The sequence below is a fragment of the Actinomycetospora chibensis genome, assembly GCF_028737215.1.
Taxonomy (GTDB): Bacteria; Actinomycetota; Actinomycetes; order Mycobacteriales; family Pseudonocardiaceae; genus Actinomycetospora; species Actinomycetospora chibensis.
The window spans coordinates 23,011-45,666 of the sequence record NZ_JAQZAM010000029.1 but is presented as its reverse complement, the minus strand read 5'-3'; the positions used below and the strand labels follow the sequence as shown (position 1 = coordinate 45,666).

19 protein-coding genes are annotated in these 22,656 nt (G+C 73.7%); 10 read left to right on the top strand and 9 right to left on the bottom strand.

Annotation, left to right across the window (positions count from 1 at the left end; genetic code table 11):
- Positions 1-3: 3 nt before the first annotated feature.
- Entirely contained in the window at positions 4-555 is a 552-nt protein-coding gene (locus PH189_RS28095; RefSeq protein WP_274192161.1) for an SCP2 sterol-binding domain-containing protein, read from the bottom strand.
- A 75-nt stretch (positions 556-630) separates the two neighbouring features.
- Between PH189_RS28095 and PH189_RS28090 the strand changes: the two genes are divergently transcribed.
- The 6 genes from PH189_RS28090 to PH189_RS28065 all read left to right on the top strand — a co-directional run bounded on the left by PH189_RS28090 (position 631) and on the right by PH189_RS28065 (position 6,126).
- Entirely contained in the window at positions 631-1,341 is a 711-nt protein-coding gene (locus PH189_RS28090; protein WP_274192160.1) for a TetR/AcrR family transcriptional regulator, read from the top strand.
- 170 nt (positions 1,342-1,511) lie between these two features.
- Complete coding sequence (locus tag PH189_RS28085; RefSeq protein ID WP_274192159.1) at positions 1,512-2,702, top strand: ATP-binding protein; 1,191 nt, start codon at positions 1,512-1,514, stop codon at positions 2,700-2,702.
- Between the two features lie 217 nt (positions 2,703-2,919).
- The gene (locus PH189_RS28080) at positions 2,920-3,255 is read left to right on the top strand and encodes a GroES family chaperonin (RefSeq protein WP_274192158.1); all 336 of its coding nucleotides are present in this window, start codon (positions 2,920-2,922) and stop codon (positions 3,253-3,255) included.
- Positions 3,252-5,267 carry a VanW family protein gene (locus PH189_RS28075; protein WP_274192157.1) on the top strand — a complete coding sequence of 672 codons (2,016 nt, stop codon included), beginning with the start codon at positions 3,252-3,254 and terminating at the stop codon, positions 5,265-5,267. Before PH189_RS28080 ends, PH189_RS28075 begins: the two co-directional genes overlap by 4 nt.
- Entirely contained in the window at positions 5,264-5,944 is a 681-nt protein-coding gene (locus PH189_RS28070) for a DUF1206 domain-containing protein (protein ID WP_274192156.1), read from the top strand. The genes PH189_RS28075 and PH189_RS28070 overlap by 4 nt, the downstream gene beginning before the upstream one ends.
- Complete coding sequence (locus tag PH189_RS28065; protein WP_274192155.1) at positions 5,929-6,126, top strand: DUF1206 domain-containing protein; 198 nt, start codon at positions 5,929-5,931, stop codon at positions 6,124-6,126. The genes PH189_RS28070 and PH189_RS28065 overlap by 16 nt, the downstream gene beginning before the upstream one ends.
- 16 nt (positions 6,127-6,142) lie before the next feature.
- Here the strand turns inward: PH189_RS28065 and PH189_RS28060 are convergent, their stop codons facing one another.
- Together PH189_RS28060 and PH189_RS28055 are read right to left on the bottom strand one after the other, a co-directional pair.
- Positions 6,143-7,030, bottom strand: a complete 888-nt coding sequence (locus PH189_RS28060; protein WP_274192154.1) for a DUF72 domain-containing protein — start codon at positions 7,028-7,030, stop codon at positions 6,143-6,145.
- Between the two features lie 31 nt (positions 7,031-7,061).
- Positions 7,062-8,921 carry an acyl-CoA dehydrogenase gene (locus PH189_RS28055; RefSeq protein ID WP_274192153.1) on the bottom strand — a complete coding sequence of 620 codons (1,860 nt, stop codon included), beginning with the start codon at positions 8,919-8,921 and terminating at the stop codon, positions 7,062-7,064.
- 152 nt (positions 8,922-9,073) lie between these two features.
- On the opposite strand from PH189_RS28055, the gene PH189_RS28050 reads away from it, so the two are divergent.
- Positions 9,074-11,446 carry an FUSC family protein gene (locus PH189_RS28050; RefSeq protein ID WP_274192152.1) on the top strand — a complete coding sequence of 791 codons (2,373 nt, stop codon included), beginning with the start codon at positions 9,074-9,076 and terminating at the stop codon, positions 11,444-11,446.
- Here PH189_RS28050 and PH189_RS28045 read toward each other — a convergent pair.
- From PH189_RS28045 to PH189_RS28035, 3 genes are all read right to left on the bottom strand, one after another.
- On the bottom strand, positions 11,389-12,699 hold the full coding sequence (locus PH189_RS28045) for a D-arabinono-1,4-lactone oxidase (protein ID WP_274192151.1): 1,311 nt from the start codon (positions 12,697-12,699) through the stop codon (positions 11,389-11,391). The genes PH189_RS28050 and PH189_RS28045 overlap by 58 nt on opposite strands.
- Positions 12,700-12,808: 109 nt before the next feature.
- The gene (locus PH189_RS28040; protein WP_274192150.1) at positions 12,809-13,357 is read right to left on the bottom strand and encodes a DoxX family protein; all 549 of its coding nucleotides are present in this window, start codon (positions 13,355-13,357) and stop codon (positions 12,809-12,811) included.
- A gap of 177 nt (positions 13,358-13,534) precedes the next feature.
- Complete coding sequence (locus PH189_RS28035; RefSeq protein ID WP_274192149.1) at positions 13,535-14,137, bottom strand: hypothetical protein; 603 nt, start codon at positions 14,135-14,137, stop codon at positions 13,535-13,537.
- A 289-nt stretch (positions 14,138-14,426) separates the two neighbouring features.
- Between PH189_RS28035 and PH189_RS28030 the strand changes: the two genes are divergently transcribed.
- Positions 14,427-16,034, top strand: a complete 1,608-nt coding sequence (locus tag PH189_RS28030) for an SDR family oxidoreductase (protein ID WP_274192148.1) — start codon at positions 14,427-14,429, stop codon at positions 16,032-16,034.
- 24 nt (positions 16,035-16,058) lie between these two features.
- Here PH189_RS28030 and PH189_RS28025 read toward each other — a convergent pair whose 3' ends face one another.
- Positions 16,059-16,937, bottom strand: coding sequence for an aldo/keto reductase (locus PH189_RS28025; RefSeq protein WP_274192147.1), 879 nt, complete (start codon positions 16,935-16,937; stop codon positions 16,059-16,061).
- 123 nt (positions 16,938-17,060) lie between these two features.
- Positions 17,061-17,993 (bottom strand): NAD-dependent epimerase/dehydratase family protein, encoded by a 933-nt coding sequence (locus tag PH189_RS28020; protein ID WP_274192146.1) that lies wholly within the window; start codon positions 17,991-17,993, stop codon positions 17,061-17,063.
- A gap of 70 nt (positions 17,994-18,063) precedes the next feature.
- Between PH189_RS28020 and cutA the strand changes: the two genes are divergently transcribed.
- Together cutA and PH189_RS28010 are read left to right on the top strand one after the other, a co-directional pair.
- Entirely contained in the window at positions 18,064-18,411 is a 348-nt protein-coding gene (gene cutA / locus PH189_RS28015) for a divalent-cation tolerance protein CutA (protein ID WP_274192145.1), read from the top strand.
- A gap of 49 nt (positions 18,412-18,460) precedes the next feature.
- Positions 18,461-19,717: an MFS transporter gene (locus tag PH189_RS28010; RefSeq protein WP_274192144.1), complete on the top strand. Its 1,257-nt coding sequence runs from the start codon at positions 18,461-18,463 to the stop codon at positions 19,715-19,717.
- Here PH189_RS28010 and dnaB read toward each other — a convergent pair.
- A complete protein-coding gene (gene dnaB, locus PH189_RS28005; protein ID WP_378015043.1) occupies positions 19,695-22,292 on the bottom strand; it encodes a replicative DNA helicase in 2,598 nt (865 codons plus the stop codon). The genes PH189_RS28010 and dnaB overlap by 23 nt on opposite strands.
- Between the last annotated feature and the right edge of the window lie 364 nt (positions 22,293-22,656).

Here is a 22,656-nt window from a genome sequence, read left to right as displayed (position 1 = left end):
CTGTCACGCCGAGGGGATCGTGAACATCTTCTGCAGCGCCGTCGCGAACCCGACGTCGCCCGAGACCTTGAGCTTGCGCGTCATGAACAGCGTGATCGGCGAGGCGTTGTTCGTGACGACCTTGAGGAACTGCACGCCGTCCATCGAGAGCTCGGTGCGCGGCTCCTCGGCGAGCTCCTCGGACACCTCGCAGGCGCCGTGCTGCATCGCCGTCTGATAGCTGTCGTGCCCCCCGCCGGGGGCGCCGGTGACGTGCCAGTGGACGACCTGGCGCTTCGCGCTCGACCCCTTCGAGGAGTAGAACTCGGCCATCCTGCCGAAGATGGCGTCCAGGACGGGCCGGCGCACCTCCGAGGACATGACGGCCTCGAGCTGGCCCTTGCCCGTGCTCTTCACCAGCCGCGCGAACAGGGAGGGGTCGATGTCCTTCGCGCCCCCGCCGTCCAGGCCGTCCCGCAGGGCGGCCACCAGCTCTTCCTCGGAGAGGGACTTGGGGTCGACACTGCGCCCCAGCTCGTTGACGTCGATCTTCTCGGGCACGGTCGACTCCGGCATCGTCGCGGGGTATGCGGTACTGGCGGTCCCGCCATCGAGCCCTACTTTACGCATCGGTAGATTGGATTCGCCAGCGTGACCCCCACCGCACGTCCGGCGCGGCAGCGTCTCGCTCCCGAGGTGCGCCGGCGCCAGGTGCTCGACGCCGCCGTCGCGGTGTTCTCGGAGCAGGGGTTCCACGGTGCGTCGATGGACGACGTCGCCGCGCGGGCCGGGCTGTCGAAGCCGATGGTCTACGCCCACGGCGGCAGCAAGGACGAGCTGTTCGCGGCGTGTCTGCACCGGGAGGCCGAGCGCCTCCTGCGCTCCGTCGAGGCCGCGGCCACCGAGGACACCTCCAACGACCCCCAGACCCGGCTCTGGCTCGGCCTGCGCGCCTTCTTCCACGCGCTCACCACCCGCCGCGCGGGCTGGACGGTGCTCTACCGGCAGGCGTCGACCGGCGAGTTCGCCGGTGAGATCGACGCCCTGCGCGGCCGGATCGTCGCCCAGGCCGCCGCCCTCATGGCCGAAGGGCTCGGCATGCCGCAGGAGGCCGTACGCCCGTACGCGCACACGCTGGTCGGGGCGGCCGAGGGGCTCGCGGACTGGTGGCTCACCGGTCCCGCACCGGTGACCGGCGACGACGCGGCGGACGTCCTCGCGGGCATGCTCATGTCCGCGGCCTGGCCGGGCCTGGACGCGCTGCGCTCCGGCCGGGTCTGGACCCCGCCGCAGGACCAGCGGGGCCGGACCGGGCCGGAGCGTGGCATCGGGTCGTCTTCGCCCGTCTCGCCCGAGGACTAGAGACGCGTAGAGACCGCGATCGCGTTCTCTCGCCCTGTCTAGGGCACATCGTAGAGAGCGCGAGACGACCCGATCCGCGACACGCCGATCGCGATTTCTCGCGAGGTATCGGGCGGACGCTAGAGAGGTCCATACGCTCGTAGCGCCCAGGCCGGACCCGGAGGTGGCGCATGGACCCCGTGCGGAACCCGTACGCCCCCGGCGCGGGCCAGCGCCCGCCGGAGCTGGCCGGCCGCGACCGCGAGCTCGGCGCGTTCGACGTGGTGCTCGAGCGGGTCGCCCGGGGCCGCCCGGAGCGCAGCCTGGTGCTCACGGGCCTGCGCGGGGTCGGCAAGACCGTGCTGCTGGGCGAGCTGCGCTCGATGGCGGTCCGCGCCGGGTGGGGCGCCGGCAAGATCGAGGCACGGCCGGACGCCGACCTGCGCCGCCCCCTCTCGGCCGCGCTGCACCGCGCCGTGCGCGATCTCGCCGTGCACCACCGCGCCCCCGACCGCGTCGAGGATGCCCTCGGCGTGCTCAAGGCGTTCGCGCTCAAGGCGACGCCGTCGGACGCGAAGATCAAGGACCGCTGGCAGCCCGGCATCGACGTGCCCGTCAAGAACGGGCGGGCGGACTCGGGCGACATCGAGATCGACCTCGTCGAGCTGTTCGGGGTGTGCGCCGAGCTCGCCGCCGACGTCGGGGTCGGCATCGCCCTGCTCATCGACGAGATGCAGGATCTGCAGCTCGACGACGTGTCCGCCCTGTGCGCGGCGTGCCACGAGCTCTCGCAGTCCGGGGCGCCGCTCGTCGTCGTCGGCGCGGGGCTGCCGCACCTCCCGGCCGTGCTGAGCGCGTCCAAGTCGTACTCCGAGCGGCTCTTCCGCTACGTGAACATCGGCCAGCTCGATCGCGCCGACGCCGACCTCGCGCTCACGGTGCCGGCGAAGCGGGAGGACGCCGAGCTCACCGAGGCCGCCCTCGACGCGCTCTACGAGGTCTCGGGCGGCTACCCCTACTTCGTCCAGGCCTACGGCAAGGCCGCCTGGGACGCCGCCGTGCAGAGCCCCATCGACGCCGACGACGTGCGCATGGCGGCCCCGGAGGCCGGGACCGAGCTCGCGGTCGGGTTCTTCGGCTCGCGCTACGAGCGCGCGACACCGGCCGAGCGCGAGTACCTGCAGGGCATGGCCGAGCTGGCCGAGGGCCGCGACGAGCCCGTGACCACGGCCGCGCTGGCCCAGCACCTCGCCCGCAAGCCCTCGTCGTTGTCCCCGGCGCGGGACAGCCTGCTGCGCAAGGGCCTGGTGTTCTCCGCCGAGCGCGGCTGGATCGCGTTCACCGTCCCGCACTTCGGGCGCTTCCTCCTGGGCCGCGACTGAGGTCGTACTAGCCCGGACGAGTGAACTGCTGCGGTCCCGGTAACGCGGCCTCGCCGTCCGCCGACACACCCGACGAGCCCCGTGGCGCTGCCGGACCCCCGACCTGGCAGGGCCACGGGGCGTTCTTCGTCCCGGCCCCGTTTCCCCTGTCAGGCCCGCGTGAGGTCTCCGTGGCCCTGACCCGCGACCGAATCCGGACGCCCCGTACGATCCCGGCGTGTCGGATCCCAGGCTGGAGATCCAGATGCTCCACGACCGCGTGATGGTCGCGCCCGCCCAGGGCGACGGCGAGCGACGCAGCAGCGGGGGCATCGTGATCCCGGCGACCGCTCAGACGCCCAAGAAGCTCGTCTGGGGCGACGTGTACGGGACGGGCCAGCACGTCCGCAGTGTCGCGGTGGGGGATCGCGTGCTCTACGGCCAGGACGACCACTTCGAGGTCGACGTGTCCGGGCGTTCCTTCGTCGTGCTCCGAGAGCGCGACCTGCACGCCGTCGCCAGCGCGACGACCGAGTCGACGAGAAGTTCGAGCGGAACGGGGCTGTATCTGTGACCTCACCCGGGGGCCGCACACCCGAGGACACGACCGTCGACCCCACCGTCGACGACCACCATCGAGACGCCGACGACATCGACGCCACGGCCGACATGGACGGGTCGGGGCTCGACGAGACCACACGGTCGATGGGCCCCGAGCACGCGGCGGAGACCGACGCCGAGCGCACCGAGTGGATCCCCGTCACCGACGACCGGCCGACGGGCCCGCAGGGACCGGCGCCCCGGGGCCACGGTGCCCACGAGGCCGGCGACGACTCCTCGGGCGGTGGCCGAAGCCGCCCGCTGCTCATCGGCGCGGCCGTGGTCGGGCTGCTCGCCGTGCTGTACGTCGGCGACCTCCTGATCTCCTCCACCGACGTTCCCCGCGGGGTCGCCGTCGCCGGGGTCGAGATCGGCGGGATGGGCAAGCCCGAGGCCGAGCAGGAGCTCAACGCCCGGCTCGCGGGCCGTCTCACCCAGCCGGTGACGCTGCAGGCCGGGTCGAGCACCGCCACGATCGACCCGCGTGCCGCGGGCCTCGAGCTCGACGTCGAGGGGACCATCGCCCGCGCCGGCGAGCAGCCGTTCAACCCCTGGACGCGCCTCACCTCGCTGTTCGGCACCCGCGACGTGGCCCCGGTGACGCGGGTCAACGGGTTCGCGCTGGGGCAGGCCCTCGACGGCGCCCGCCCGCAGCTCGACCGCCCCGCCACCGAGGGCACGGTCCGTTTCGAGAACCTCGAGCCGGTCGCCGTCCCGTCCGTGCCCGGCCAGGTCGTCGACGGTCCGGGCGCCGCCCGGGCCGTCGTCGACCACTGGCTCGACCCGACGCCGGTCGGCCTCCCGATCGCCGAGGCCCCGGTGACGGTGACGCCCGCCGCGATCCAGGAGGCGCTCGACACCGTCGCCCGCCCCGCCGTCGCCGGCCCGCTGACCGTCGTCGGCGACGGCAAGAACGCGACGGTCACCAGCCGCGCGATCACGACCTTCCTGACCTTCCGTCCCGACGGGCAGGGCGGCCTCACCCCCGGCGTCGACGAGCCCGCCGCGATCGCGGCCGTCGAGCCGCAGCTCGGCACCACCGAGACCGAGCCGCGCGACGCCACCCTCGAGTTCGGCGGGACGACGGCGACCGTCGTGCCGGCCGTCGTCGGCCGCGAGATCGACTGGCCGCGGACCTTCGACGGGATCGTCGACGCGCTGCGCCGCCCGGACGACGGGACGACCCCGCCGATCTTCACCCCGCCGCCGACGACGCCCGGCGCCGAGCCGGCGGCCCCGCCGCCCGCGGCCGGACGCGCGATCAACGCCGTCTACACGACGACGCAGCCGGAGGTGACCACCGAGTCGCTCCAGGCCCTGGGCCCCGCCACGCTCATCGGGGAGTTCACCACCCGGGGTTTCAAGCCCGACTCCGGGCAGAACATCCGGCGGATCGCCGAGATCGTCAACGGCAAGATCATCGAACCGAACTCCGTGTTCAGCCTCAACCAGGCCACGAGCCCCCGCAACGAGGCCAACGGCTTCGTCCCCGCCGGGATCATCGACGACGGCGCCCCGGGCCGCGGCGTCGGCGGCGGCGTCTCCCAGTTCGCGACGACGCTCTTCAACGCGGGCTACCTCGCGGGCCTCGACGACGTCGAGCACAAGGAGCACAGCTACTACATCAGCCGCTACCCGGCGGGCCGTGAGGCGACCGTGTTCGAGGGCTCGATCGACCTGCGGCTCGGCAACGACGGGCCCACGCCGGTGTACATCCGCACCCAGTGGACCCCGTCGTCGATCACGGTGCAGCTCTACGGCATCAAGCGCTTCGACGTGACCTCGGAGCCCGGGCCGCGGGTGAACCCGACCCCGCCCGGGGTGCGCGACCTCGGCGCCAACCCGGAGTGCAAGCCCTCCCAGGGCTCGGAGGGCTTCACGATCACCGACACCCGGGTGCTGCGCGACGTCCGGACCGGCGAGGTCCGCCGGGAGCCGCGCACGGTGCGCTACGAGCCCCAGCCGACCGTCACCTGCGGCCAGTGAGCGACGGGGCGGCGGGGTCGTCGGCGGGGTACTCGTCCGGCTCCACGGCCGACGTCGCCCGGGGTGACGGCGAGGGCGAGGCCCCGCACCGCGCCGTCGAGATCCTCGGACGGGTCGGCCTCGCCGGCTACGGCCTGGTCCACCTGTTGATCGGGGTCATCGCGGTGCAGATCGCGGTGCGCGGCGGCGGGCAGGCCGACCAGCAGGGCGCGCTGTCGACCCTGGCCGCCGAGCCCTTCGGGTTCGTCCTCATCGTCGTGATCGTGATCGGGCTGGTCGCGTTCGGCATCTGGCAGGGCGTGGCCGCGGCGACCGGGTTCCGCTGGGCCTCGGGCTGGGCCCGCACCCAGCGACGGATCGGGTCCGGGGCCACCGCCGTCGGCGTGCTCTTCGTGGCGCTCATCGGGGTGCAGCTACTGGTCACGGGCTCGTCCGGGTCGAGCAGCAGCGGCTCGCAGCAGACCACCGCCGGCCTGTTGGCGCTGCCCGGCGGCCAGCTGATCGTCGGGGTCGTCGCGCTCGTCGTGCTGGTGTCGCGGGAGCGACCGCCTGGACCGGGTTCCGGGGCTCGTTCGCGGAGGACCTCGCCTGGTCCCGGCTGCCGGATGGCCTGCGCAGGCCCGTCTACTGGCTCGGGATCGCGGGGCACGTCCTGCGCGCCGTGGCGTTCGCGGTGATGGCGGTGCTGTTCGGCCTGGCCGCCGCGCGCTCGGACCCGGCGCAGGCCGGTGGGCTCGACGCGGCGCTCAAGGCCCTGGCCGCCCAGCCCTTCGGCGTGCTGCTCCTGCTCGTCGTCGCCCTGGGCTTCGTGGCCTACGGCCTCTACTGCGGCGCCGAGGCCTGGGCACGCCGCATCTGACCTCCGGTCCCGCCCCTCAGCGACACCGGTCCCGCAGCCCCATCGCGTCGAACGGCGCGTGCACCTTGATGTCGTTGTCGAAGTAGACGACGACGTCGCGCCCGGCGGGAGCGGGCGGCGGCGGGTCGTCGGGCGCCACGGTGTCCCCGGACGTCGGCGCCTCGCCGGCGGACCACGCGCGGATCGTCGTCGCCCACCGGTCGAGCGCGTCGGGGGTGTAACCGCTGGCGTAGAGCTCGGTGTCGCCATGGAGGCGGACGTAGACGAGGTCGGCCGTGACGTCGTCGAGCCGCGGGAAGGTCCCGGCGGTGTCGGCGACGACGAGCGCGACGCCGTACCGGCGCAGCTGGGCGACGAAGCCGGGGTCGCGGTAGCTGGGGTGGCGGACCTCCATCGCGTGCCGCAGCGGACGGTCCTCGTCGGTGGTGGTCGCGGGCTCGGGCACCTTGTCGGTGTGGGACTCGGCCAGCGCCGCGGCCTCGGCGGTGGTGCGCGGCAGCAGCCGCAGGAAGTCCTCGATGCGCTCGGGGTGGTAGCCCAGGTTCGGCGGCAGCTGCCACAGGACGGGCCCGAGCTTGGGACCGAGCGCCAGCGGGCCGGAGGCGAAGAAGTTCGCGAGCGCCTCCTCGACGCCGCGCAGCTTCTTCATGTGCGTGACGAAGCGCCCGCCCTTGACCGCGAACAGGAAGCCGTCGGGCGTGCGCTCCGCCCACGTCCGGTAGCTCGAGGCGCGCTGGAGGCTGTAGAAGGAGCCGTTGATCTCGACGGTGTCGAGGCGCTCGGCGAGGTACTCCAGCTCACGACGCTGGACGAGACCCTTCGGGTAGAACACCCCCCGCCACGGCGGGTAGATCCATCCCGAGGTCCCGATGCGTGTCCGCACGTGAGTGTTCCGGGTCGTCATGACGATCCGGAACACTCACAGGGCGAAGCCATCACAGCGAGGCGACGTCGAGCTCCATGATCGAGTTCTCGGCGCCCTCGACGATCGTGCGGCGGGAGCTGAGCTCGGGCAGCACGTTGCGGGCGAAGAAGCGCGCGACGGCGATCTTGCCCTCGTAGAAGTTCCGGTCGCGCCCGGCCGTGCCGGCGTCGAGCACCTCGCCCGCCACCTCGGCCTGGCGCAGGAGCAGCCAGCCGATGAGCATGTCGCCCACGCTCATCAGGAAGCGGACCGCGTGCTGGCCGACCTTGTAGAGGTTGGTGGCGTCCTCCTGCGAGGAGGTCAGGTAGCCGACCATGCTGCCGAGCATCGCCTGGACGTCGCCCAGCGCCGTGGCGAGGAGCTGGCGCTCCTCCTTGAGCCGACCGTTCCCGCCCTCGGCGTCGAGGAACGCCTGGACCTGGCCGGCGACGTGCATCAGCGCCTGGCCGTTGTCCCGGACGATCTTGCGGAAGAAGAAGTCCTGCGCCTGGATCGCCGTGGTGCCCTCGTACAGCGAGTCGATCTTGGCGTCGCGGATGTACTGCTCGATCGGGTAGTCCTGCAGGTAGCCCGAGCCGCCGAGGGTCTGCAGCGACTGGATCAGCTGCTCCGACGCCCGCTCGGAGCCGACGCCCTTGACGATGGGCAGCAGCAGGTCGTTGACCTTCTCCGCGAGGGTGATGTCCTCGGCGGAGACGGCACCCCGATCTGCTTCCGGGGCCTCGCCGAAGCGGACGACGTCCTGGTAGGTCGACGTGAAGGTGTAGACGGCGCGCAGGCCCTCGGCGTACGCCTTCTGCAGCATCAGGCTGCGGCGCACGTCCGGGTGGTTGGTGATCGGCACGCGCGGCGCGGTCTTGTCCGTCTGGCGCGTGAGGTCCGCGCCCTGGATGCGCTCCTTCGCGTACTCCAGCGCCCGCAGGTAGCCCGTGGAGAGCGTGCCGATGGCCTTGGTTCCGACCATCATCCGGGCGTACTCGATGACCTGGAACATCTGGGCGATGCCGTCGTGGACCTCGCCGAGCAGCCAGCCGGTGGCCGGGACGCCGTTGCCGCCGAAGGTGACCTCGCAGGTCGCCGAGGCGTTGAGACCCATCTTGTGCTCGACGTTCGTGACGAAGGCGCCGTTGCGCTCGCCCGGCTCGCCGGTCTCGGGGTCGAAGTGGAACTTGGGGACGAGGAACAGCGACAGGCCCTTGGTGCCGGCCCTCGCGCCCTCGGGGCGGGCGAGCACCAGGTGCATGATGTTCTCGTTGAGGTCGCCGGCGTCGCCCGACGTGATGAAGCGCTTGACGCCCTCGATCGACCAGGTGCCGTCGCCGTTGTCGCGAGCCTTGGTGCGGCCGGCGCCCACGTCGGAGCCCGCGTCGGGCTCGGTGAGCACCATGGTGGCGCCCCAGCCGCGGTCGACCATGAGCTGCGCCCAGTGCTTCTGCTGCTCGGTGCCGTTGCGGTAGACGACCGAGGCGAAGTTCGGGCCGGCCATGTACATGAAGACCGGGGCGTTGGCGCCGAGGATCATCTCGCCGGCGGCCCACTGGACGGTGGGCGGGACGCCCATGCCGCCGATCTCGTTGTCGGCCGAGAGCCGCCACCACTCGCCGTCCCACAGCGTGTGGAACGACTTCTTGATGCCCTCGTCGAGGTGGGCGGTGTGGGTCTGCGGGTCGAAGCGCACCGGGTTGCGGTCGCCGGACTCGTAGGAGTCGGCCAGCGGCCCCTCCGCCATCGCCGCCACCTCGCCCAGCAGGGCGCGGGCGGTCTCCTCGTCGGCGTCCGCGAAGGGCCCGGAACCGAAGCGGTCCTGGACGCGGAAGACCTCGAAGAGGTTGAACTCGATGTCGCGGACGTTCGCCCTGTAGTGGCCCATCCCGCCTCGCTCCTGTTCACCACGTGGTGTGCGGTCGGCGTCCTCTACCGGCCGGTAACCGAAGAGTATTACTCCGCGGTAACCCTGTCGAGATCGGCCTGCGGCGGGCCCACCGTGCGAGACTCGCGCGCAGCGTCCCGGACGGAGGAGCGGTGGCAGGCGACGGGCGACGAGCGCGGCGATCCTTCGACCTCCGCACCTGGCTCGCCGGCGTCGACCCCGGCCTGACGCGCCTGCGCCTGGCCGCGATCGCCGTCACGGCCATGATCGTCGGGGTCGCGGTGGTGGCCGCCCTGCGCGCGCTGCTCGACCGGTCCGAGCCCGTCACGGTCCTGCTGTTCACCGGCGTCCTGGCGATGATCTCGAACCTCGCCGTCAACGAGCCCACCCTGGCGCGCCGGCGCACGACCACGGCGCTCCTGATCCTGCCCGCGGCGGCGAGCACCGTGGCGGGGGCGTTCCTGTCGCCCTACCCGATCGCGTCCGCGGTCGCGTTCGTCGCGGTCATGATGGTTGCGGTCTGGGTCCGCCGCTACGGGCCGCGCGGCTTCGCGCTCGGCATGGCCGCGTTCATGCCCTTCTTCTTCACCCAGTTCCTCAAGGTCACGCCCGCGCAGGTGCCGTGGCTGCTGGTCGCGGTGCTCGTGGGCGTCTCGTCCACGCTGCTGCTGCGCGGGGTCGTCTTCGCGGAGCGTCCCGCTCGGACGCTGCGGCGGATGGTGACGGCCTTCCGGGCGCGCGCCCACGCGCTGGTCGGCGAGATCGACGACGTGCTGGTGGAGCTGTCGCGCGGGGGTCCGGACGAGGGCGACCTCGAGGGCGTCCGGCGGGCCCGCGCGCGGCTGCAGGAGGTGGCCCTGCTCGTGGAGGACGCCCTCGAGCAGACCACCGCCGGTCGCGTCTGGCCGGGCCTCGACGACGACACGCTCGCGCTGCGGGTGGCGGACGCGGAGCTCGCCCTCGAGCGCCTCTCGGTGGTCGTGCGGCGTCTGGCCCTGCCGCCCGCCGACGGGCCGCCCGAGCCCCTGGACCCGATCGTCGTCGCGGCCCTGCGCACCGGCGTGGGCCACCTGCGCACCGCGTTGGGAGCCGGCACCGACCAGGCGACGATCCTCGAGGCGGCCGCGGACGCCCGGGCCGCGGTGGCCGGGCTCGTTGCGGACACCCGTGCCGGCCGGGAGCGCGTGCAGCGCACGGCCTTCGCCATCCGGCGGGTGGCCGACGCGATCCACCACGCGCAGCTCGACGCCCCGTCGCCCGCCTCGGCGCCGGGACGTCGGGACGCGGCGACACCGGCCGGCGGCGCCCCGTCGCCGGACGCCCTGGCCGACCGGCCGGAACCGGGGAGCACCGTCGACGTGCCCGAGCGGCGCCCTGCCGAGGACGACGTGCGGCCCGAGGAGGAGCCGCCGCGCCCCGCGGGCGGGATCGCGGTCACGACGCGCCAGGCCGTGCAGGTCGGCGTGGCGGCGACACTGGCGATCGTCGTCAGCGAGTCGATCGCGCCGTCACGCTGGTACTGGGCGGTGATCGCCGCGTTCGTCGTGTTCGCCGGCACCAACAGCCGCGGCGACCTGCTCACCCGCGGCTGGGGCCGGGTCGTCGGCACGATCGGCGGCGTGGTCGCCGGCATGGGGCTCGCCGCGCTGGTGGGCGACAACCAGGTGCTGTCGATCGTGCTGCTGTTCGTCGGCGTCTTCCTCGCCCTCTACCTGGTGCGCATCTCGCCGGCGATGCTCGCCTTCTGGATCACCGCGGTGCTGGCGCTCGTCTACGGCCTCATCGGCCAGTTCAGCGTCGAGGTGCTCGTGCTGCGGATCGAGGAGACCGCGATCGGGGCGGCGGCGAGCGTCGTCGCCGCCTTCCTCGTGCTGCCGCGGGGGACGCGCGCGGCCTTCGGGGAAGCGGTGGGCGAGCTCGTCGACGCGATCGACCAGGTGCTCGCCGACGCCACCGACCGGCTGGTGGGCCGCGCGACGGCGACCTCCCGACGCGAGGGCGTGCGGGCGATGGACGACGCGCTGGTCACCCTGCGCCAGCGCGCCCAGCCGCTGGCCGCCCCGCTGGCCCGCCGGCGGGCGCGGTCGAGCTACCAGCGGGGCCTGCGGGTGCTGGTGGTCTGCGACGTCTACGCGCGCTCGCTCGCCCGCAGCGCCGACCACGTCACCGACCCGAGCTGGGCCGCCACGCTCGTACCGGCGTCCGAGCAGGTGCGGGCGAACCTCGACGGGCTGCGCGACGTCCTCGTGCGCGGGAAGCGCGCCTCGGACGGCGGGCAGGTCCGGGCCCGCTCCGCCGAGCGTCTCGTCGACGCCGCGGAGGAGCACGCCGCGCGGTCCACCGACGATCCCCACCGGCGCACGACGATGCTCGGGGTGGCTCGCCTCCTGCGCCGTATCGACCAGGCGGTCGTCGGGCTCGCGATCGATCTCGGGGCCGCCGAGGACCTGGACGACGACGACGGAGATCAGTCGCCCAGCACCGCCGCCAGTGCGGGGGTGGCGAACACCCGGTCCGGGTCGTAGTCGTCGCGCACCCGCCGGAAGTCGGGCAGGCGCGGGTAGGCGCGGGCGGTGTCCTCGACCGTCCAGTCGGAGCGCGACGCCCAGTGCGGGCGCCCGCCGTGGGCGCGCAGCACCCGGTAGGCCCGCTCGAGCACCGGGGCGTGGTCGGTGCCGCGCGGCACCCGCACGGCCACCCAGGCCGTCGGGCGATCGTGGGAGGGGTGCAGCCAGCCGGACTCGGGCGCGCCGACGCGCAGCCGGACCGGGAGCCCGACCTCGAGGTGGTCGTCGGTGAGCGCGGCGAACAGCTCCCGGGCCCCCTCGGCGAGCGCCGCCCGGGGCAGCGCCCACTCGGTCTGCTCGTAGCGGACCGCGGGCGGGCTGGACAGCACCCGGTGCATCGGGCCGGTCGCCGAGACCCGGCGCGCGAGCCGCGAGACCGCGCGGTTGAACCGCGGGACGAGGCGGGGCAGGGCCCGCTCGACGACCACCGCGCCCCCGAGCGCGGTGCGTCCGGTGGCGCCGGCCACGGTGACCCCGAGGCTGCGCTCGGGCTCCTCGGCCTCGGTGTCCTCGTCGGTGTCCCCGGTGTCGGCGTGCTCGGGCAGCGGCTCCGCCCAACGGGTCAGCGCCGTGCCCGCCGACGGGAACACCGCGGCCTCGGCCACCGGGTGCTCCGCCCAGAACGCCGGGTCGAGGACCTCCTCGACGGGGCGCGGCGCGCGCGTCACCCGGACCCGTCCGGCCGGGACGACCGCGAGCTCGGCCTCGACCACGATGCCCAGGGCGCCCAGCGAGGTGCGGGCGCCGTCGAGGTCGGCGACGGTGACGTCCCGCAGGCGGCCCCGGCCGTCGACGAGACGGAGCCCCGCCACGGCCGCGGACAACGAGCCGTGCGCGGTCCCGCTGCCGTGCATGCCGACGGCGAGCGCGCCCCCGACGGTCGGGGCGGCGAGCTCGAGCGGCGCCTCGAGCGCGAGGTCCCGGGACGCGAGCTCCTCGTGCAGTTCACCGACCGTGGTGCCGGCCCGGACGCGGACCGTCGGCCGGCCGGGGCGCCCGCCGATCCCGGTGACCCCGCGGAACGCGGAGAGGTCGACATGGACGCCGTCGGTGACAGCGAGCGCGCTGAAGGAGTGCCCGGCGCCGATCGGCCGGACGGTCTGGCCCCGCTCCGCGGCGCGCCGCACCACCGCCGACACGCCGCTGTCGTCGAGCGGGCGCACCGTCGCGATCGGCCGGCACTGCTGGCCTCCGGACCAGTTCGTCCACACGGACGCCACCCTAGGGGCTCGGCGCGGGCGGGATCGCCCGCGCAGGGGACCGCCGTCTCCGGCGGTCCCCGTGGCGCTTCACACGGACCCGTCGCTGCGCTCGCCCGAGTCAGGCCGCGAACTTGCCGATCGCGACGTCCACGCTGTCGGTGAGGGTCTGGCGCACCTTGTCGCCGGTGCCCTCGGTCTGGTCGGTGAGGTCGCTCGTCTTCTCGGCGATCTTGCGGGCGGCACGGCGGCCACGCCAGCCCAGCGACGGCTTCCCCTCGGTGTCCACCGCGGCCAGGATCAGCCCGCCGAGGATGCTGAGGTTCTTGAGGAACTGCTGCTGGTCGGCCGCCTTCTCCGCCGGGTCGGACTTCTCCCAGAACGGGTGACCCGCGACGGTGGTCGGCACCAGGGTCCCGGCCAGGGCCAGCGAGGCCAGCCGTGGGAACTTGTTGACGGCCAGCAGCACCCCGGCCCCGATCTTGACGCCGGCGTCGATCTTGACCAGCTGGTGGGGCTCGGACGGGACCTGGTCCGGCAGGCTCGGTGCGGCCTTCTCCAGCAGCGGGGTGGCCTTCTGCACCCGCGGCTCGGGGTTGAGCAGGGTGTCGACCCCGCCCTTGATGAAGATGGCGGCCAGCAGGGGCCGGGCGAGACGACGGATGAGCACGGAAGCGACCTCCACGGGGCGCGACGACGACGGCGGGACCGGGCACGCCGGAGGACCGACGGGTCCGCGCGGGTGCCGCAGCATAGCTCCGGCCGTTGCTGCCGTTCGGCGGCGTCCGCCCGGAGCGCCGGGCCGCCCGGGACGGGCGACCCGACGGACCGGTACCCGTCGGCGGCGTCAGCGACGCAGCGCGTGCCGCCCCGACCGGGTCTCCTCGCGGCGCCAGGTGTGGCGCCCGCCCTCGCGTCCCGCGTCCTCGCGGCTCTCGCCCATCGGGCGGCGACGGCGCTCGGCGCGGCGCCGCAGCTCGTCCTCCGGGTTCTCCGCGGCCTCGGGGGCCGGCGGCGGGGGCACGGTCGGCACCTCGCGCAGACCGCGTCCGCGGTGCTGCGCCCACTCCTCGTCCTGGATCGGCAGCGCGCCGGAGCCCGGGTGCGGCTCCGGGACGTGCACCGCGTCCCGGTCGCGGTCGCGCCACGACGGCCGCGGGATGTTCCGCGACCGGTCGACGCTCAGCTCGTGGAAGATCGGCGTCGGGTCGTCCCCGAGCGTTGCCAGCGCCCGGTCACCGACCGGCCGCCCCGTGCGCCGTTCCGGCCGTCGCTGGTCGACGGCGGGAGCGCTCCCGACCCCGCCGGCATAGCCCCGCAGCGCACCCGTACCGGCCCCCGGCCGGTCGAGCGGCGAGGGCTCTTCCCACACCCACGTGTTGTTCCCGTCCAGTCGCCACCCGCCGGCTCCGCCGAGCGCTCCTCCGGACCCCAGGTCGTCACGCCACACCCACACTTCGACCTCCCCGACTACTGATCCATCGGCCCGTCGTCGTAGCCGCCGAACGGCCGAATGACGTCGAGCATCTGGCTTCCTCAACGGCAGCCACTGGAGAGGACTTGGGGCCCGAATCCCGCCGACACGGCCATTCGCCCGCGACACGCCGACGGATCCCCCGGCCGGGTGTCACTCCCTGGAGTGCCCGGGGGTTTCGGGAGGAGGCCCCGGTCGAACCGGAGCCGCACCGCACCCGCGGTCCGACACTGCGGGCGGGGCGCGCAGGCACCACGATCGACCCGTGCGATGCGTGGTGACCGGAGCGACGGGATACATCGGCGGGCGCCTCGCCCCACGCCTGGCGGCGGAGGGCCACGACGTGCGCTGCGTCGTGCGCGACCCCGCGAAGATGCGCGACACCCCGTGGGCGCAACAGGTGGAGATCGTCGCGGGCGACGTCCTGGACGAGGAGTCGATGCGCCGCGCCTGCGAGGGCGCCGACGTCCTGTACTACCTCGTGCACTCGCTCTCCGAGAGCGGCTTCGCCGCCGTCGACCGCCGCGCCGCACTGATCAGCGCGCAGGCCGCCCGCGAGGCCGGCGTGTCGCGGATCGTCTATCTCGGCGGCATGCACCCCGAGGGCGTCGAGCTCTCCGAGCACCTCGCGTCGCGCGCCGAGGTCGGCGAGACCTTCCTGCGCTCGGGCGTCCCGACCGTCATCCTGCAGGCGGCGGTGATCCTCGGGTCGGGGTCGGCGAGCTTCGAGATGCTGCGCTACCTCACCGAGCGCCTGCCCGTGATGCTCACGCCGTCGTGGGTGCACCACCGCGTCCAGCCCATCGCCATCCGCGACGTCCTGCACTACCTGGTCAAGGCGGTGACGCTGCCGCCCGAGATCAACCGGACGTTCGACATCGGCGGACCCGACGTCCTGACCTACCTGGAGATGATGGAGGGCTTCGCCGAGGTCGCGGAGCTGCCGCGACGGACGATGCTGCCGGTTCCGGTTCTGACCCCGCGTCTGTCGTCGCACTGGGTCAACCTCGTGACCCCGGTGCCCCGCTCGACGGCCGTGCCCCTCATCGACTCGCTCGTACACGAGGTCGTCGCCGCCGAGCACGACATCGACCAGTTCGTGGCGCCGCCCGAGGGCGGGCTCACCGGGTTCCACCGCGCCGTCTCCCTGGCGCTGCAGCGGATCAGCTCCGGCCAGGTGGAGACGCGCTGGTCGGGGGCGAACGCGACGTACGCGCCGTCGGACCCGTTGCCGTCGGACCCCGCGTGGGCGGGCGGCACCGTCTACACCGACTGCCGCGAGCGCCACGCGTCCGCGTCGGCCGACCACGTGTGGCACGTCGTCACCGGCATCGGCGGCGAGCGCGGCTGGTACTCGTTCCCGCTCGGCTGGTGGGCGCGCGGGGTGATGGACCGGCTCGTCGGGGGGGTTGGTCTGCGCCGGGGCCGGCGGGACGCCGACTCGCTCAAGGTCGGCGACGCCCTCGACTGGTGGCGCGTCGAGGAGTGCGTCGACGAGGGGGACTCGCGTCTCGACCCCGACGAGACCGCGCTGGCCCCGGGCGAGCGGCTGCTGCGCCTGCGCGCGGAGATGAAGGCGCCGGGCCTCGCGTGGCTCGAGCTGCGGGTCACCCCCACCGAGGACGGCTCGATCTACCGGCAGCGCGCGATCTTCTTCCCGCACGGGCTCGCCGGCCATGCCTACTGGTACGTCATCGCGCCGTTCCATGCCCTGGTCTTCGGCGGCATGGAGCGACGCATCGTGGGCGCCGCCGAACGTGTGGAGCGCGGCGAGCACCCGGAGCCCCCGACGGGCGTCGTGGCCCGTCTCCGCGACCGGCGCGCACGCCGCGACGCCGAGCGCGCCCGCCCCGTGCTGCGCACGGGGACCTGACGCGCCCGGCCCGGACCCTCGACGTCAGGCGCCGGCGGCGTCCAGCGTCGCGACGGTGTCGCGGTCGAGCTCGAGGGTCGCGGCCGCGCAGTTCTCCGCGAGGTGCTCCAGCGAGCTGGTGCCCGGGATGGGCAGCATCACCGAGCTGCGCTGCAGCAGCCACGCCAGCGCGACCTGCGCCGGCGTCGCACCCAGCGCGTCGGCGGCACGCGCCGCGGCGTGGCCCGGCTCGGCGAGCTTGCCGGCGTCGGCCGGGGCCCACGGGATGAACCCGATGCCGTGCGCGGTGCAGTGGCGCAGCACGTCGTCCGAGGAGCGGTCGACGAGGTTGTAGCGGTTCTGCACCGAGGCGACGTCGACGATGCGTCCGGCCGCCTCGATCTCCGCGACGGAGACCTGGCTCAGGCCGACCTCGCGGACCTTGCCCTCGCGCTGGAGGTCGGCGAGCAGACCGAACTGCTCGTCGGCGGCGACGTGCGGGTCGACGCGGTGGAGCTGGAAGAGGTCGAGCGTCTCCACGCCGAGGCGGCGCAGGCTCATCTCGGCCTCCTGGCGCAGGTACTCCGGGCGCCCGCAGGGGATCCAGCGGTTCGGTCCGGTGCGCAGCAGGCCCGCCTTGGTGGCGACGGTGATCCCGCGGTACGGGTACAGCGCCTCCCGGATGAGCTCCTCGCTGACGTAGGGGCCGTAGGAGTCCGCGGTGTCGACGAAGTCGACGCCGAGCTCGATCGCCCGTCGCAGGACCGCTACCGCGTTCTCCGGGTCCTTGGGGGGTCCCCAGATGCCCTCGCCGGTCAGGCGCATGGCGCCGTACCCGAGGCGACGCACCCGCAGGTCGTCGCCGAGCGTGAACTCTCCGGAGGCAGCCACGGATCCCGTCTCGACAGCGGTGTCGTCGGTCATGTGCTCACCCTTTCCGGCCGTGTTCGGTCCAGCCGTGACCACCAGCGTGGCATCCCCGGCCGCCACGCGTCGGGGCGCGTGTCCGATGTCCCATCCCCGGGGCGCAGACGTCCGGAGATCGGATCACGTCGCGGGCATCCACCGGGCCGTCAGCGCGAGCCCCTCGGCGATCCCCCGGGGCGCGAACCCCAGCGCCCGGGCCCGGTCGTCCCGCACCCGGTAGCCCCCGATCCGGCCGTAGACCACCGACCGGTCGGCGAAGGGCGGCGCGCCCTCCGGCAGCTCGGAGCCCTCGGGCAGCGCTCGGACCCGGTGCGGGCTGCCCGCCGCCACGCAGTAGGTGTCGAGCACCTCCGGGAACGAGGCGACCTCCCCGCACAGGACGTGGCGACGGCCCGTCTCCCCGCCGTCGTGGACGAGCAGCTGGCCCTCGGCAACATCCTCGGCGAGCACCCAGCCGACGCGGGTGTCGACGATGGCGCCGACCGCCCCCCGCGCCGCCGCCGCGAGGAGCTGGTTGTAGCTCAGGGGCCCGCGCGGCGAGGGGCCGTACACGTTGACGACGGTCGCGACGACGGCGTCGATGCCGCCGGCGCCCACCGCGTCGAGCACGACGGCCTCGGCCTCGGCCTTGGTCGTCGAGTACGGGTCGGTGAGCTCGGTGCCCCCGGCGGCGTCCTCGTCGATCACGCACCCCGGACCGTCGGGATCCGGCACGCAGATCGCCGCGCTGGTCGAGGTGTGCACGAGCCGGCGCACCCCGGCGCGCCGGACGGCGTCGACCACCCGCGCGGTGCCGCCGACGTTGAGCTCGTGCGCCTCCGGACCCGGCGCGCCCACCGCCGCGGCCAGGTGGAAGACGCTCTCGCAGCCGTCCATCGCGCGCACCAGGGCCTCGCCGTCGGCGAGGTCGGCGGCGACCCGTTCCACGCCGTCGGGCAGGACGTCCGCGCGCGCCGGGTCGCGCACGACGGCGCGCACCGCGTGGCCCCGATCGTGCAGCAGCGCGACCACGGCCGACCCGACGAAGCCCGTGGCGCCCGTGACGAGGAACATCGCCGCATCGTGACACGGACCCAGCACGGATCCACCAGCTCGCATCCACCGGCGCCGGGAGGCCTGGCCGATGACCCCTGACGCGACGACCGCCCGCGTCGTCCTCACCACCACCGACTCCGCCGACGAGGCGGACCGTCTGTCCCGCGTGCTCGTCGACGCCCGGCTCGCGGCCTGCGTGCAGATCGCCGGACCGGTGCGCAGCGTGTTCCGCTGGGAGGGCGCCGCGTCGGTCGAGGAGGAGTGGCAGCTCTGGCTCAAGACCGACCTCGCACGTGTCGACGACCTCACCGCCCGGCTCGTCGCGGAGCACACCTACGACGTGCCCGAGGTGCTCGTCCTGCCCGTCGTCGGTGGACACGGGCCGTATCTGGCGTGGGTGACGCAGGAGACGGAGGGGAGCGCAGTCGACCCGTGACGCAGGAGACCGCGCGTCCGGGCGCCCCTGACGGTTAGCCTCGACAACGATGTCGTCGCCGGTGGTCGTTGCGCGCCCGGCGGCGCTGCGCCGTGGTGACCCCGGCTTCCGCCCGATCGCGGTCGGCCTGTTCTGCGCGGGGTTCACGACGTTCGCGCTGCTCTACGCGACCCAGCCGCTGCTGCCGGCGCTCGTCGACGCCTACGGCATCACGCCCGGCACGGCGTCGTTGTCGATCTCGGTCACGACCGCCGCGCTCGCGGTCGGCGTCATCCCCGCGAGCGCCCTGTCGGAGCGCTGGGGTCGTCGTCCGGTGATGGTCGGCTCGCTGGCCGCCGCGGTCGTGTTCGGCCTCGCCGCCGCCGTCGCCCCCGGGTTCGCGCTGCTGCTGGTGCTGCGCGGGCTCGAGGGACTCGCGCTGGCCGGGCTGCCCGCGGTCGGCATGGCCTACCTCGCCGACGAGATCGACGGCGAGCACCTCGGCGGCGCGATGGGCCTCTACATCGCGGGCAACTCGGTCGGCGGCTTCGGCGGGCGGATCATCGTCAGCGCGATCGCCGACCTCACCGGGTCGTGGCGCTGGGCCCTCGGCGGGATCGCGCTGGTGTCGGGCGCCTTCCTCGTCGCGTTCGTGCTGGTGCTGCCCGTCTCACGCCGCTTCCGCCCGCGCCCCGTCGGCGTGGGGGAGCTGCTCGGCGCCGCCCGTGCCCACCTCCGCGACCCCGTCCTGCGCCGCTTCTACGCCGTCGGCCTGCTCGCCATGGGCGTGTTCGTCTGCGCCTACAACTACGTGACGTTCCTGCTGCTCGGCGCGCCGTTCCGGTTGCCCGCGCTCGTGGTCGGCTTCGTCTTCGTGCTCTACGCCGTCGGCACCGCCACCTCGACCCGCGCCGGCCGCCTCGCCGACCGCCTCGGCCCCCGGCCCGTCCTCCTCGGGGCGGCCGGGGTGGCCGCCCTCGGCGCGGCCGCCATGCTGACGACGTGGCTGGGCGTCGTGATCGCCGGCCTCGCCCTGCTGACCGTCGGCTTCTTCGCCGCGCACACCGTCGCCAGTGCCTGGGTCGGCCGCCGCGCCGAGCACGGCCGCGCCGTCGCCTCGGGTCTGTACCTCGGCGCCTTCTACGTCGGCTCGTCCGTCGGCGGGACGCTCGGTGGCGTGGCCTACGGCGTCGCGGGGTGGCCCGCGACCATCGGCTTCGTGCTCGTGCTGCTCGCGCTGCTGGCGGCGATCGTGTGGCCGCTGCGGGCCGACCGCCTGGCCCCTCCCGGCTGGCCCCTCCCCGCTAGCCCCGAGCGATGTCGCTGAACCGGCTGTAGTGCAGCTGGTGGGCGACGGTGATGGTGGCCGTCGGGCCGTTGCGGTGCTTGGCCAGGATCAGGTCGGCCTCGCCGGCGCGCGGGTCGTCGCGCTCGAAGGCGTCGGGACGGCTGATGAGCATGACCATGTCGGCGTCCTGCTCCAGCGATCCCGACTCGCGGAGGTCGGAGAGCATGGGCTTCTTGTCGGTGCGCTGCTCGGGTCCACGGTTGAGCTGGCTGATCGCGACCAGCGGGACCTCGAGCTCCTTGGCCAGCAGCTTGAGCTGACGGGAGAACTCCGAGACCTCCTGCTGGCGGGACTCGACCTTCTTGCCCGAGGTCATCAGCTGCATGTAGTCGAGGATGATCAACTTCAGGTCGTGGCGCTGCTTGAGGCGCCGCGCCTTCGCCCGGATCTCCATGATCGTCATATTGGGGGAGTCGTCGATGAACATCGGCGCCTCGCTGATCTCGCTCATCCGCCGGGCGAGGCGCGTCCAGTCGTCGTCGGTCATCGACCCGGAGCGCATGTCGGCCAGGCGGATCTTCGCCTCGGCCGAGAGCAGGCGCATGACGATCTCGGTGCGGCTCATCTCCAGCGAGAAGAACGCGGAGGTGAGGCCGTGTTTGATACTCGCCGAGCGAGCGAAATCCATTCCCAGCGTCGAGTTGTGCGTCGGCACCATCGAGGAGCCCGCGAGGTAGAGGTGCTCGGTGTTGTCGACCTCCACGCAGCGAACCGGCACCGATGTCGTCCGGCGAACGTCGACCACGTACCGGACCCCGGTGCGGGTGGCGTCCTTCCCCCTCTGCCGCTCCTTGTGGGCGAGGCGCTTGCGCTCGAGCCGGAAGACTTCCTCGGTGGTCGAGAACGTCACCAGGTAGGCGGTGCTCGTGCTCTCGGTGCGACCCCGGACCCTCGTGGTGACGGTCGAGCAACGAAGCCCGAGGCTTGCGATCAGCTCGGCGACATCGGCGGCCAGTCTCGCGTTGGTGACGGCGAACTGGAGGACACCCGTGGGAAGCACGGTGCCGTCGGTGTCGAGGAGCCCGGCCAGGAGGGCGCGACGCTGCGCCTCGGACGCCCGGAGGTACTCCACCGGGATGTGCTTGTCCCCGAGCACACCGAGAGTTCGGAGCCGGGCCTGCACCGTGCCGTGGTGGTCACGGCACGCCTGGCACCGCACGAGGCCGCACGAGGGGCCCCCGCAGTCCTGGCACGTGGGAGCCGGAACCGGCGCAGAGAGGAAGCGGGCGCGCCCGCCACAGGAGCGACCGCAGGTGCGGACCTGAGAGGTGGCGGGCCGGAAGAGCACCCCGCAGACGACACACGGACGCTCGTCCGGCCGGGGGTCGGCGGGAAGCCGGAGCCCGTACCGGAGAGGACCGACCAGCGGGGCCTCCAGCCCCTCGGCCTCGACGTGCGCGGCGATCTCCGGATCGGCGCTCGTGAACGACGCGGATGCGGACGTGCCGTCACCCAGCCAGACGCCGAGGGCGTACGGCGGGACAGGGAGGTCGCGCTCAGGCAACTGCAGCGACGCGGCGACCGCCACGGAGTGGTTGATCCGACGGTCGGCCGTTGCGCACCGCAGAGTTGCGGCGATCTCTCCGGTCGTGCGTACCTGCGCGGGCAAGTGCGCGGACCGGCGGGACGCCCTCGTGTCCGTGAGCCACTGGTGCTGCTCATCGGCCACGATCACGGTGCCGTCCGAGAACTCGACCTCGTAGCAGGGACGACCGGCCATGACCTCGGTGGCCGCCACGACGCGTGTCGGCCGGCCGGAAGCGTCGAGGAGAACGTCGCCCACCCGGACCGATCCCATGGTCGTCCAGCCGTCGGGCGTCGCCAGCGGTGTGTCCAGAGCGAGCGCCTTCCCGATGCCCGGACGGGCCGCAACGATGATCATCTGGCCCGCGTGCAGGCCGTTGGTGACGTCGTCGAGGTCGGTGAAGCCGGTGGGCACACCGAAGGACACGCCACCGCGCGAGGCGATGGCGTCGATCTCGTCCATCGTCGGCTGGAGGACGTCCTCGAGGGCCACGTAGTCCTCGGTGACGCGGCGGTCGGTGACCTCGTAGACCGCGGCCTGGGCGCGGTCGACGACGTCGTCGGTGTCCGCGCCCTCGGACCCGTGGTAGCCGAGCTGCACGATGCGCGTGCCCGCCTCGACGAGGCGTCGCAGGATCGCGCGGTCGGCGACGATCTCGGCGTAGTAGCCGGCGTTGGCGGCCGTGGGCACCGCGGCGATCAGGGTGTGCAGGTACGGCGCCCCGCCGATGCGCAGGAGCTCGCCGCGGCGCTCGAGCTCGGCGGAGACGGTGACCGGGTCGGCGGGCTCCCCGCGGCCGTAGAGGTCCAGGACGCACTCGTAGACCGTCTGATGGGCCGGACGGTAGAAGTCGTCGGGCTTGAGCATCTCGATGACGTCGGCGATGGCGTCCTTGCTGAGCAGGATCGCGCCGAGCACCGACTGTTCGGCGGGGAGGTCCTGGGGTGGCTGCCGGTCGAACTCGGTGGGCGCAGCCCCCTGTCGGTCCTGACCCCGTCCGGACGTCCCCCGATCGTCCAGTACCGCCACGTCGGTCCCCTCCCTCGCCTCGGACGCGTACCCGGCGGGACACGTCCGTCGAACACACGTTCTAGCAGGGCCCACCGACAGCCCCGGCGACACCGGACCGGCCGGCGGCGCTGACACGATCTCCCGACCGTGTCGACCGCACGCTAGGTCCCCGTCGTGCAGGGCTCCAACAGGCCCTGGGGACGCCCTGGGGACAACACCGGGATCGGTCCACCGAGCACACCCCCGCGGTGGGCACGCAGGTGGGGACAACCTGTGGGCAACCCATGATCTCGAACGATCGTCGCAGGTGAGGGACCTGTGGGCGCTGTGGACAACAAGTGGATGAAGGAGTCGTCGGCGCGTCGTCCGCCGCGTGTCGCCC